At 68.0% G+C, this 11,613-nt stretch carries 11 protein-coding genes; 6 read left to right on the top strand and 5 right to left on the bottom strand.

Going from position 1 to position 11,613, the window contains the following annotated elements; translation table 11 throughout:
* The first annotated feature begins 269 nt into the window (after positions 1 to 269).
* The 3 genes from H5411_RS43950 to H5411_RS43940 are packed head-to-tail and all read left to right on the top strand — an operon-like array spanning position 270 to position 3,480.
* Positions 270 to 1,544: an MFS transporter gene (locus H5411_RS43950; RefSeq protein ID WP_183127626.1), complete on the top strand. Its 1,275-nt coding sequence runs from the start codon at positions 270 to 272 to the stop codon at positions 1,542 to 1,544.
* A 36-nt stretch (positions 1,545 to 1,580) separates the two neighbouring features.
* A complete protein-coding gene (locus H5411_RS43945; protein WP_167441983.1) occupies positions 1,581 to 2,144 on the top strand; it encodes a DUF3558 family protein in 564 nt (187 codons plus the stop codon).
* Between the two features lie 46 nt (positions 2,145 to 2,190).
* Positions 2,191 to 3,480 carry an APC family permease gene (locus H5411_RS43940; RefSeq protein ID WP_183127624.1) on the top strand — a complete coding sequence of 430 codons (1,290 nt, stop codon included), beginning with the start codon at positions 2,191 to 2,193 and terminating at the stop codon, positions 3,478 to 3,480.
* On the opposite strand, the gene H5411_RS43935 is transcribed toward H5411_RS43940, so the two are convergent.
* Positions 3,440 to 5,068 carry a thiamine pyrophosphate-binding protein gene (locus H5411_RS43935; protein ID WP_183127622.1) on the bottom strand — a complete coding sequence of 543 codons (1,629 nt, stop codon included), beginning with the start codon at positions 5,066 to 5,068 and terminating at the stop codon, positions 3,440 to 3,442. The two genes, H5411_RS43940 and H5411_RS43935, sit on opposite strands and share 41 nt — an antisense overlap.
* Positions 5,065 to 5,862 (bottom strand): cyclase family protein, encoded by a 798-nt coding sequence (locus tag H5411_RS43930; protein WP_183127620.1) that lies wholly within the window; start codon positions 5,860 to 5,862, stop codon positions 5,065 to 5,067. Before H5411_RS43930 ends, H5411_RS43935 begins: the two co-directional genes overlap by 4 nt.
* Before the next feature lie 188 nt (positions 5,863 to 6,050).
* Between H5411_RS43930 and H5411_RS43925 the strand changes: the two genes are divergently transcribed.
* Both H5411_RS43925 and H5411_RS43920 read left to right on the top strand, forming a co-directional pair.
* The gene (locus H5411_RS43925) at positions 6,051 to 7,193 is read left to right on the top strand and encodes an aminotransferase class V-fold PLP-dependent enzyme (protein WP_183127618.1); all 1,143 of its coding nucleotides are present in this window, start codon (positions 6,051 to 6,053) and stop codon (positions 7,191 to 7,193) included.
* 9 nt (positions 7,194 to 7,202) lie between these two features.
* Positions 7,203 to 8,639 (top strand): amino acid permease, encoded by a 1,437-nt coding sequence (locus tag H5411_RS43920; RefSeq protein ID WP_183127616.1) that lies wholly within the window; start codon positions 7,203 to 7,205, stop codon positions 8,637 to 8,639.
* Here H5411_RS43920 and H5411_RS43915 read toward each other — a convergent pair whose 3' ends face one another.
* Positions 8,640 to 9,203 (bottom strand): TetR family transcriptional regulator, encoded by a 564-nt coding sequence (locus tag H5411_RS43915; RefSeq protein WP_183127614.1) that lies wholly within the window; start codon positions 9,201 to 9,203, stop codon positions 8,640 to 8,642.
* Positions 9,204 to 9,290: 87 nt separating this feature from the next.
* Between H5411_RS43915 and H5411_RS43910 the strand changes: the two genes are divergently transcribed.
* Positions 9,291 to 10,016: an SDR family oxidoreductase gene (locus H5411_RS43910; protein ID WP_183127612.1), complete on the top strand. Its 726-nt coding sequence runs from the start codon at positions 9,291 to 9,293 to the stop codon at positions 10,014 to 10,016.
* Here the strand turns inward: H5411_RS43910 and H5411_RS43905 are convergent.
* Both H5411_RS43905 and H5411_RS43900 read right to left on the bottom strand, forming a co-directional pair.
* A complete protein-coding gene (locus H5411_RS43905; RefSeq protein WP_183127610.1) occupies positions 10,003 to 10,755 on the bottom strand; it encodes an MBL fold metallo-hydrolase in 753 nt (250 codons plus the stop codon). The two genes, H5411_RS43910 and H5411_RS43905, sit on opposite strands and share 14 nt — an antisense overlap.
* A gap of 8 nt (positions 10,756 to 10,763) precedes the next feature.
* Complete coding sequence (locus H5411_RS43900) at positions 10,764 to 11,612, bottom strand: MBL fold metallo-hydrolase (protein ID WP_101437384.1); 849 nt, start codon at positions 11,610 to 11,612, stop codon at positions 10,764 to 10,766.
* Position 11,613 lies beyond the last annotated feature (1 nt).

Here is an 11,613-nt window from a genome sequence, read left to right as displayed (position 1 = left end):
AGGCTTCGTATCGGGGTGCGGGGGTGGGGTGGGTGCCTCGATTGTTGGGTGCGTTGGTGGCGGTTTTGTTGTGGGTGGGACGCACCAGACCCCCATTGGGTGTATCTGAGGTGCCCAATGTGGCATTGGGGCACTCCGATCTGCGGGCTGGCGTCTGGCTTTGTCCGGCTCGTGTCCGAAGCTGGGCGATCAGCATGCGTGGAAAATCACCTGCGCCAGTTTCGTTAGCGCAGCTAAGCTGATAGCTCGTGACTTCAGAACCGGGGATACTGCCGCCCCGCAACGGGGCTCGCAAGCTCCTCGGCCGGATCGTCGTCGACACTCGTCCGCTCAAGATTCCGGCTTTCCGGCGGCTGTGGATGTCCACCGCGGTGACCGCGGTCGGCTCGCAGCTCACCGCGGTCGCGGTGCCGAAGCAGGTTTTCGATATCACCGGATCGTCCGGTTACGTCGGGCTGACCGGCGCGGTCGCGCTCGTTCCGCTGCTCGTGTTCGGGCTGTGGGGCGGGGCGATCGCCGACGCGGTCGACCGGCGGAAGCTGCTGCTCGTCACCAACGTCGGCGTCGCGATCACCTCCGCGCTGCTCTGGCTCCAGGCGTTCAGCGGAATGCATTCGGTGTGGCTCGTGCTCGGGCTGCTCGCCGCGAACCAGGCGTTCTTCGCGATCAACATGCCCACGCGCGGCGCGGTCGTCGCGCGGCTGGTGCCTGCTCCGCTGCTGCCGTCGGCTAACGCGCTCAACACCACGATGTCCACGTTCGGCGCGGTGTTCGGGCCGCTGTTCGGCGGGGCGCTGATCCCGGTGATCGGGCTGTCCACTTTGTACTTGGTGGACGTCTGCGCCCTGGCGATCACGCTGATCGCGGTCTGGCGGCTGCCCTCGATCCCGCCGCTCGGCGAGGGGACGCGCAGGGCCGGGGTCAGCTCGGTGGTCGACGGCTTCCGGTATCTGGCCAAGCAAAAAGTGCTGCTGGCGTCGTTCGTCGTGGACATTATCGCGATGGTCGCCGGCATGCCGCGGGCGTTGATCCCGGAAATGGCCGAGCGGACGTTCGGCGACCAGCCCGGCGGCGGTCCGGCGCTCGGCATGCTCTACGCCGCGCTGCCCGCGGGCGCGATGCTGATCGGGCTGTTCTCCGGCTGGCTGCACCGGGTGCAGCGGCAGGGTGCGGCGGTCGTCATCGCGATCTGCTGCTGGGGTGCGGCGATGGCGGCGTTCGGGCTCGCGCATTCGCTGTGGCTGGCCGTGGTGTTCATGGCGCTCGGCGGGGCCGCGGACATGGTCAGCTCGGTCTACCGGCAAGCGATCTTGCAGACGGCGACCACCGACGAGATGCGCGGACGGCTCCAGGGCGTGTTCACCGTGGTCGTCGCGGGCGGGCCGCGGATCGCTGACCTCACGCACGGCTGGTCCGCGGCGGCGTGGGGGACCAAGGCCGCGGCGACCGGCGGCGGGCTGCTGGTGATCGTGTTGGTGGTGGCTTCGCTGGGCGTTCTACCTGGATTTTGGCGGTATCGCGCTCCGGTGGAGGAGGGGCACTGACAGTAGTGTTACTCCATTCGGACTAGCATGCCCGATATGCGTGCATACCCGATCGCTTTGTTGATCTCCGCCGCCGCTGTCCTTACTGCCTGCTCGTCTGGGGAGCAGAAAGCCGCCGCGCCGGCGCCGCCGCCCGCGAGCAAAGCACCGACCTCGTCCTCCGCGCCTGCCAACAAGGCCTCCGCGGACACCTGCGCTTTGCTGCCGTCCGATGACGTCAGCCAGGCGATCAAGATCCCCGGCATCACCTCGAAGGCCGGACCCGCTCACGACAACCCGGGCAACGGCGGCAAGGCCACGAGCTGCGAGTACGTCGTCGAAGGCAAGACCGCGGGCGCGCTCGCGGTGACCCGTTACGAGGGCCGTCAGGCCAAGCCCGCCGACATGATCGCCGCGATCAAGAAGGCCAAGCCGGGCGCGGTCGACGTGCCGGGCTTCCCGGACGGCGCGGTGTTCTACACCGACGAGCAGAAGACCGCGACGCTCGCCGCGGCCAAGGTGTCCAACGGGGTTCCGGTGCTGGTCAACTACACCGGACCGGTCAAGATGACCAAGGAAATGATGACCCCGCTCGTGCACACGGCGGTCGCCAAGGCCTGACCGGCGGACTTTCCGTCCACGTCCGGACAAGGCACACTAATCGCCCATGACGGACGTGAGCGAGGGTGCCTCCAAGGTCGCCGAACCGGCACTGCTGCGGGTCATGGGCCCGAAGCTGCTGCTGTTCTTCGTGGTCGGCGACATCATCGGCACCGGCGTGTACGCGCTGACCGGGCAGGTCGCCGGACGCGTCGGCGGCGCGTTGTGGCTGCCGTTCCTGCTGGCGTTCGTGGTCGCCTTCATGACCGCGTTCAGCTATCTCGAGCTGGTCGGCAAATACCCGCGCGCGGCCGGCGCGGCGCTGTACACGAACAAGGCGTTCGGCGCGACCTATCTCGCGGCGTTCGTGAAGCTGCCGACGGTGCTGGTCGGCATCGCGTTCGTGATTCTTCTGGCGTTGATCAACTTCCGCGGCGTCGGCGAATCGGTGAAGGCCAACGTCGTCCTCACCTGCATCGAGCTGTCCGGGCTGTTGATCATCATCGGCGTCGGCGTGTGGGCGGTGCTGAACGGGGATGGCGAACCGTCTCGGCTCGTCGAGATCGACACCGCGGACAAGACGTGGCTCGTCGCCATTTCATCGGCGACCTCGCTCGCGTTCTTCGCGATGGTGGGCTTCGAGGACTCGGTGAACATGGCCGAGGAATGCCATGACCCCGTCCGGATTTTCCCGCGCGCGATGCTGTGGGGCATGGTCATCGCCGCGACCATCTACGTGCTGGTCTCCGTGACGTCGTCACTGCTGGTCCCGGCCTCCGAGCTGGCCGGTGCCAAGAGCGACGCGCTGCTGAAGGTGCTGGACGTCGGCGCGCCTGGCTTCCCGCGGGAAATCTTTTCCGCCATCGGCCTGTTCGCGGTGATCAATTCCGCCTTGATCAACATGCTGATGGCCAGCCGGTTGCTGTACGGCCTGGCGAACGAACGCGTGCTGCCGCCGGTGTTCGGCCGCGTGCATCCGACTCGCCGGACGCCGTGGGTGTCGATCATCTTCGCCAGCGTGATCGCCATCGTTCTGGTGTCCTTTGCAGACATCAGTGCGCTCGGCGGCACGACCGCGTTGCTGCTGCTCGTGGTGTTCGCCATCGTCAACATCGCGCTTTTGGTGCTGCGCAAGGACAAGGTCTCGCATAAGCATTTCCGCGCACCGACCGTGGTGCCGGTGCTCGCCGCGGTGTTCTGCCTGTACCTGGTCAGCCCGCTGTCCGGCCGCCCGGCGCAGGATTACCAGGTGGCTGGCCTCCTGCTCGCCGTCGGCGTCCTGCTGTGGGTGGTGAACCTCCTGGTGAAGCGGGCGCTCAGTGGTGCGTCATCGCGGCCTGGAGCCACCAGGCGCTGAATCCGGCGATTTTCGCGTCGACCACCAGCGGACGGTCGAGCCCGGCGGCGACCCGCGTCGCCACCTCGTCGAGGTCTTCCTTGGCGCGGACGGTGAGCGCGTCACAGCCGTAGCCACGGGCGATAGCGGCGAGATCAGTGTCCGGGAAGGTGACGGTGTCGGCCGGATGTCCGCCGGGCTCGAAGAAGTACACCTCGGCGCCGTAGGCGTGGTCGTTGTAAACGACGATCAGCATCGGCAGCTTCAAGCGCACGACGGTTTCCAGTTCGGCGATGCTCATCAGGAACCCGCCGTCGCCGCACGCCGCGACCGGGAAACGGTCCGGGTGGGCGAGTGCCGCGCCGATCGCGGTGGCGAGTCCGAGGCCGATCGACTGGAACGCCTGGGTGAAGCAGAAACCGTTCTCGTCCGGGACGTCGAGGTACATCGTGGGGTAGCCCATGAAGTTCCCCGAATCGACGCCGACGACCCGGTTGGCGGGAATGAGTTCGTCCAGGGCGACGGACAACGTGCGCGGGTCGATGACTTCGGCAGACCCAGCGTCGTCGTATTCGTTGTCGCGCCACCGGATTTCCCGGGCGATCCGGGACTTGAGCTCGTCGCTCCGGTATCCATTGTGGACCTCGACCAGTTCGGCCACCGCGAGAGCGGTGCCGCCGACATCGCCGACGACGCCGAGGTCGACCGGCCGGTTCCGGCCCAGCGCGGCGGATTCCAGGTCGACCTGCACCAGCGACGTTTCCGGCGAGAGCAACCGGCCGTGCGCGGTGGTCCAGTCGTTGAGCGCGGAACCCCAGCCGACGACGACGTCCGCGCCCTGGATCAGCTCGGTCGTCAGCGGGGACGAAAACCCGCCGGAAACCCCGATCGCCCACGGTTCACCGGTGAACAGTCCCTTCGCGACCGCGCCCTCGGCGAGCAGCGCGCCGCAGCGGTCCGCCAGTGCGACCAGTTCCTGCCGGGCGGCTCGAGAGCCACGTCCACAAAGGAATACCGGACGCTCGGCTCGCTGCAGGACCGAAGCGAGCGCCTTCACCTCCGCCTCGGCGGCTCGCGGCTGAAGCAGAGGTTCAATGGCGGCCAGGCCGTCGAGAAGGCTCTCGTCGAACGGTTCGGCCTGCACGTCCAGCGGGAGTCGCAAAAGGACAGTCCGTCGGTCGCGTCGAGCTTGAGTGAACGCGCGCCGCACGTCGGCCAGCGCGGTTTTCGCTGACCGCACCAGAATGCTGCTCGCTCCCACCGACCGAGCCAGCGCGTCCTGGTCGATGTGAAAATTGGACAGCGGATCCGTCGCCTCGCCGGTCACGATGATCAGCGGCGTCCGGCTCTTCGCCGCCTCGCCGATCCCGGTGGTCGCGTTGCCCAGCCCGCAGCCCTGATGCACCGACACCGCCGCGACCTCGCCACTGCACCGGGCGTAGGCGTCCGCCATCGTGGTCGCGCCGCCCTCGTGCCGGGCCGCGACGAACTCGGCCCCGCCCTGAATCAGGCCGTTGGTGACGTGGAAATTTCCGCTCCCGACCACCCCGAACGCCTTGCGGACGCCGAACCGCGCCAACGCGATACCGACGGCTTGGGCAACATTCACGACCGCACTCCCGACGTTACCGCGAGCACGCGAGCCGGGCTGCCGGTCCCGCCGACAATCGGCAGCGGGCACACCACGACGAGCGCGCCGGTCGGCGGCAGCGAGCCGAGGTTCTGCAACGAGGTGATGCCGTACTTGTCCGCACCGAGCAGATGGTGGTGCGCGGGCATCGGCGGGTCGAGCGCGAAGCCGTTCCCGGCGTCGATGCCGACAGTCTCCACGCCGTACCCGGCGATCGGCGTTTCCTCGGCGAGCCATTTCGCCGCTGCCGCCGAGATTCCCGGGGTGTGGCTGGCCCCGTCGGAGAAATTGAGGAACGCGTCGCGGTCCTGCGCGTAGCGATCCCATCCGGAGTGCACGAGCAGCCAGCCGCCCTCGCGCAACGGTCCGTGCTCGGCTTCCCAAGCCTGGATGTCCTCGATTTCCAGCAGGAAGTCCGGATTCTCGGCGACGCGCGAGGAAATGTCGAGGACGTGCGCGGGTCCGATCAGCCGGTCGACTGGCACTTCCGAAACGTCCGCGCCGTCGCGGTTGGAGATCCAGTGCCGCGGTGCGTCGAGATGGGTGCCAATGTGCTCGCCGGTGTGGATGTTGTTGTGCCGCCACAACGGTCCGGAATCGTCGAACTCGCTGACCGGTTCGAGGCTGAAGTCGATCAGGTTGGCGAACGGTTCCGGCAGTTGGAGGGTCGGGGTGGCGGCGCTGAGCTTGTTGGTGAGGTCGACGACCTGAAGCCGGCCCTGCGCCAGCTGGGTCAGGAGCTGGTCGACCCCGGTTTCGGCGGGGGTGCTCATCGGTGCGTCCTCTCGGTCGCGGGGCGCGCTATTGCGGATCCTTGACGGTCGTTGACAGCGCGGTAGGCCCTATCTACAGTACCGGTTTCAGCAGCACTGACGGAATAGCTGCCGAAGATCAGTCAGGGTGAACGCGGAGCCTCGACGAGGGCATGCGGCCTCGCCCGCCAGTTACGGAACGGAGTGTCGTGACCGACCAGCCCAGCCCAGCCGCTTTCCGGGCGCATTTTCCCGCCTTCGCCGACTCGGTGCACCTCGCGAGCTGCAGCCAGGGCGCGCTCTCGGACGCGCTGGCCGCGGAGCTTTTCGAGTTCCAGCACACGATCCGCGAGCACGGGGCGCCGTGGGACAAGTGGATGGCGAAGGTCGCCGAGGCGCGGGCATTGTTCGCTCAGCTGATCGGCGCGGACGCCGACGACATCGCTGTCGTGCCGTCCGCGTCCGAAGGGGCGTATCAGGTCGCGTCCACGCAGGCGTGGCCGGAGCGGCCGGTAATCGTCACGACCGACCTGGAATTCCCTTCGCTGGGCCATGTTTGGCTGGCGCAGCAGGGACGCGGCGCGAACGTCCAATTCGTTGCGCACCATGACGGTCTGGTCGACACCGAGGACTACGCGGCACTCATCACCGAGCGAACGCGGCTGGTGTCCGTCCCGTTGGTCAGTTATGCCAATGGGTTGCGCTTCCCGGTGCGGGAAGTCGCCGCGCTGGCGCGGGAAAACGGTGCCCGAAGCTTCGTCGACGCGTACCAGGGTCTCGGTGTCGAACCGGTCGACGTCACCGAACTCGGCTGCGATTACCTCGTCAGCGGCAGCCTGAAATACCTGCTCGGCATCTCCGGGATCGCCTTCCTCTACGTGCGGCCGGGCTTGCGCGACGCGGTCTCCCCGCCGCTGACCGGCTGGTTCGGCCGCACGAACCCGTTCGAATTCGACCCGCGGCATCTCGACTATCCCGAGCACGCCCGTCGGTTCGAGACGGGTACGCCGTCGATTCCGTCCGCGTACGGCGCGGTCGCCGGGCTGAAGATGGTCCACCAGGTGGACGCGCACCGGGTGCGCGACCACATCGGAGGGTTGACCGGGCAGCTGCAGCAGCGGCTGCTCGACGCTGGGGAACGACTCCGGTCCCCGCTGGACGACGCGCGGCGCGGTCCGCTCGTCGCCTTGGCCGACCGGGATCCCGACGCGCTGGCGGCGTTTCTCGCCGGGCGGCGGATCGTGTGCAGTGCCCGCGGCGACGTGCTGCGGATGTCCTTGCACTACTACAACGTCGAGTCCGATCTCGACGCCGTTGTCGCGGCGATCGCCGAGTACCGGGCGAGCCAGTAGGGAGCAGACATGGCCGAGTCCCCGTCCCCCAACCGGTTGCAGCGGAGGCTGCGCGGCAGGCAGTTGACGATGATCGGAATCGGCGGGGCCATCGGCACCGGCCTGTTCCTCGGATCGAGCCTGGCGATCTCGCACGCGGGACCTGCCGTCGTCCTCGCCTACGTCCTGTGCGGACTCGTGGCGCTGACGATTTCCTGGGCATTGGCGGAAATGGTGGTGGTGCACCCGGCCGCGGGCGCGTTCGGCAGCATCGCGCACAAGTACCTCGGCGCGGGCAGCGGATTCGTGGTGCGCTGGGCGTATTGGGCCATGCAAGTGATCGCTATCGGCGGCGAGACGATCGCGGCCGGCGTGTACGTCCAGTTCTGGTGGCCGCAGATTCCGTTGTGGGTGCCGGTCGCGGTGTTCTCGTTGCTGGTGATCGTCGTCAACGGCGCGGCGGTGCACATTTTCGGCGAGTTCGAGTACTGGTTCGCGATGATCAAGGTGTGCGCGATCCTGGTGTTCGTCGCGCTCGGCCTGATTCTCGTCTTCTTCGGCCTGCCGAAGGCTCCCGCGCCCGGTTTCGCGAATCTCAGCACGGGCGGAGGATTCTTGCCCCATGGCATGTCGGGCCTGTTGCTGGCCATGGTGTTCGTGCTGTTCAGCTACATCGGCACCGAGGTGGTTTCGGTGACCGCGGCCGAATCCGAAAACCCCACCCGCGACGTCCCCCGTGCTGCCCGGGCAATGGTGGTGCGGCTGGCGATCTTCTATGTCGCCGCGATGCTGATCGTCGTTTTGGTGGTGCCGTGGACCGTCACCGGCGAAGGCGGATCTATTACGGCCAGCCCGTTTGTCCGCGTCTTCCAGGCGGCCGGAGTTCCCGCGGCGGCGACGATCATGAACTTCGTGGTCCTGACCGCCGCGTTGTCGAGCGCGAACACCAACCTCTATCTCACCACGCGCATGCTGCATTCCCTTGCCGAGCACCGATTCGCCCCGTCCTGGGCCGGACGGCTGACCAAGGCCGGAGTGCCGCGCAACGCGCTCGTGCTGTCCACCGCGGGCCTGGTGATCGCGACGATCCTGTCCAAGAATTCCGATTCCAACGCGTATCTCGTGCTGTTCGGCATTTCGATCTTCGCCGCGCTCGTGGTGTGGATGATCATTCTGGTGACGCATTTGGCGTTCCGGATCCGCCGACGCCGTGCCGGGCTGCCGCCTTCGCCGGTGCGGTTGTGGGGCGCGCCGGTCGTGAACGTCGTGGTGATCGCTTTCCTCGCGACCGTACTGATTTCCACGTTCTGGATCGAAGGTCTCGACCCGGCGTGGAAGTTCGGGATCCCGTTTTTCGTCCTGCTGGTGGTGGCTTATCTCGTGCTGCGGGCGACCGGGCGGACCAAACAGGCCGCAGAAGCGGAATTGGAGGACTCGATGGTGGTCGAGGTGCGCGAGCGGACCTGATCACGGGGTGAGGTGGGCGGCGAGTTCAGCTGCCGCCTCCCGCACCCGCGCGGCGAAATCCGCGCCTTCGGGGTGTTCGGCCCATCGTTCGAACGCGGTGTGAAAAACGGCGATGCCGACTTGAGCGAGCATCTTCGCACTCGACTCGTTCGCGCCGCGTTCTCGCAGTGCCCCCACGACTGCTTCAGTGACAGCCGCCAGCTTCGTGCGCTCGCGTTCCTGCAGCTCGGGGCTGGACGCGATGATGGCGCGGCGTTGCGCGGCATGCGAAACCAGGCCAGCGAACAAATCGCCAGCGTCCACGAGTGCGGCCAGCAGCGCTTGGAACGGCGGAAGCGCGGGGTCGGCGCGCCGGACGGCGTCGGCCATGGCGTTCGGGAGCTGCTCGGACCCGGCGAACAGCACGTCGCGCTTGTCGGCGAAGTAACGCGAGAACGTGCGCCGGGTCAGTCCGGCGCGCTCGGTGATCTGCGCGACCGTGGCGTTGTCGTAGCCGCGCTCGGCGAACAGCTCCAGCGCGGCCGCGCGGAGCCGCTCCTTGGCTTCGGGGTCCCAGCGCGGCATGCGCCGATCTTAACAGTGATGACTCAGTGGGTCATCACTGCTACTGTTGATGTCTCAGTGAGTCATCAACGTCCGGAAAGGCTCCTCATGTCTCTGGTTGACCAGCGGGTTGTCGTCATCGGCGGCAGCTCGGGGATGGGATTGGCGACCGCTCGGGCCGCCGCGGCGGCGGGCGCGTCCGTCACGATCGCTTCGAGCGGGAAGGAACGACTGGACGCGGCGCTCGCCGAATTGCCGGACACCTGCGAAGGATTCGTCACCGATGTACGCGACGGTGCGAATGTCGCGGCCCTGTTCGAGCACGTCGGCGAGCTGGACCATCTCGTGTACACCGCAGGTGACGCGCTGGACCAGCGGCCGCTCGCTGAACTGCCGCTCGACGTCGCGCGGAGCCTGTTCGACGTCCGTTTCTGGGGCGTCGTCGCCGCGGCGAAGCACGCCGCGCAGCGGATCCGGCCGGGCGGTTCGATCGTGCTGACGTCCGGGATCATCGGCGTCCGGCCGACGCCCGGCGCGGCGCTCGCGGCCAGTTCGGTCGGCGCGATCGAGGGGTTGGCGCGCGGTCTGGCCGTCGACCTCGCCCCGGTGCGGGTCAACACGGTCCGCCCGGGTCCAGTTCACACGCCGATGTGGGACGGCCTTCCGCAACCGCAGCTGGACGCGATGGTCGCCGCGTTCACGGAACGAACGCTGACCAAGGCGATCGGCGAGGCGGACCAGGTGGCGGCGACGAACCTGTACTTGATGGAGAACAGGTTCGTCACCGGTGCGGTGATCACCGTCGACGGAGGGTTCGTGCTTACCGGAAGCTGACCTGGTCCCCGGGCTTGAGCAGGTGCAGCCGGTCGGCGAGCCCGGCCTGCACGAAAGCGGATCGCAGCGTGTCCGGGCCCTGGGTGAAATGCGCCCAATGCTCGAAGTGCAGCGGGACGACCTGACGCGCGTTCAGGATCCGGGCCGCTTCGGCCGCGCCGTCGCTGGGCAGCGTGAGGTACGCGTCGGCGAGCAGCGGCGTTTGGGCGCCGCCCGCGAACAGGACGGCGATGTCGATTCGCTCGAAGCGGTCCGCGATCTGCCGCACCACGTCGAGGGAAGCGTTGTCGCCGCTGACGTAAATGGTCGGCTGGCCCTCGCTTTCGAGCACGAAACCGGTGACCTCGCCGACGAGATGCTCGCTGCCGTCAGGCCCGTGCTGCGCGGGCACTCCGGTGACGCGAACGCCGGCGAGGTCGTACGACTCCCAGTTGGCCAGCGCTCGAACGGGGCCGCCGATCCGCTCCCTCGCCGAGGCGGTGGACAGGACGAGAGGGGCGGCAAGGGCGTACTTGCGTCCCGCGGTGTCCAGGTTGTCGGGGTGGTGGTCGTGTGAAAGCAGCACCGCGTCCACCGCGCCGACCTCCGCGGCGGTGACCGCGGGGCCGGTGGTTTTCGCCAGCTTGCGAGTGCCGATCGGGTAATCGCCGGGGCCGTCGAAGGTGGGGTCGGTGAGCAGGCGGACCTCGCCGTACTCGAGGAGGGCGGTCGGGCCGCCGACGTACCGGATGCGCGTCATGCGGGTACTCAACCCGGAAAGGCCTGCGAGGTATTCCGGCGCAGAGCTTGGAATTCGACCGGGCTGTGCGCGCTGAACACCGAGACCTCGTCCTGGTGGTCACGGGCGAGCGTCTGCAGCCGGGCGAGGTTGGCGCGGCGGGCGGAGCCGTCCATCTGGTTCATCACCTCGAAAGCACGCATGCCGGGTGGGCAGTGCGGGCTCACCGGGGCGACTTCGCCGTGGAAGAAATACGCGTCGCCGGCGTGCAGGAGCCAGCCGTCTCCGGTGTCGACCGCGACGCCGGAGTGTCCGTGCGTGTGGCCGGGCAGCGGGACGAGCAGGATTTCCGGCGGCAGGCCGCGCAACGGCCGCACCGCGTCGAAGCCGAACCACTTTTCGCCGGCCTCGTCGTACGTGCTCCACAGTGGACTGTGGGCGAATTGCTCGGCGCGGTACCGCGTTTTCTCCGGGAAGCTCTTCGGGTTCCCGGCGGCGCGGCGTTCGGTGGCGCGGACATGCACGGTGGCGTCGGGGAAATCGGCGAGCCCGCCGGCGTGGTCGACGTCGAGGTGGGTCATCACGATGTGCCGGACGTCGGCGGGATCGTGGCCCAGCGCCCGGATCTGCGCCACGGCGGTTTCTTCCATGGCCGGCTTCGCGCCGACCATCGCCATGAACGGACCGCCGAGCCAGCGCCGCGATTCGGTGACGCCGCGGGTGCCGAACCCGGTGTCGACCAGCACGAGCGCATCGGCGGTCTCCACGAGCAGGCAGTGCGCCACGATCGTGCTGCGCCGCAGCATCCCGGGGCGGCCGTCGAGCGCCTTGCCGCCGAGCGGACGCATCGTGCCGCAGTTGAGGTGGTGCACCTTCATA

Source organism: Amycolatopsis echigonensis (assembly GCF_014174495.1).
GTDB classification, from domain to species: Bacteria; Actinomycetota; Actinomycetes; order Mycobacteriales; family Pseudonocardiaceae; genus Amycolatopsis; species Amycolatopsis echigonensis.
The sequence above is the reverse complement of the archived record's forward strand: the minus strand, read 5'-3'. Positions and strand labels throughout refer to the sequence as shown.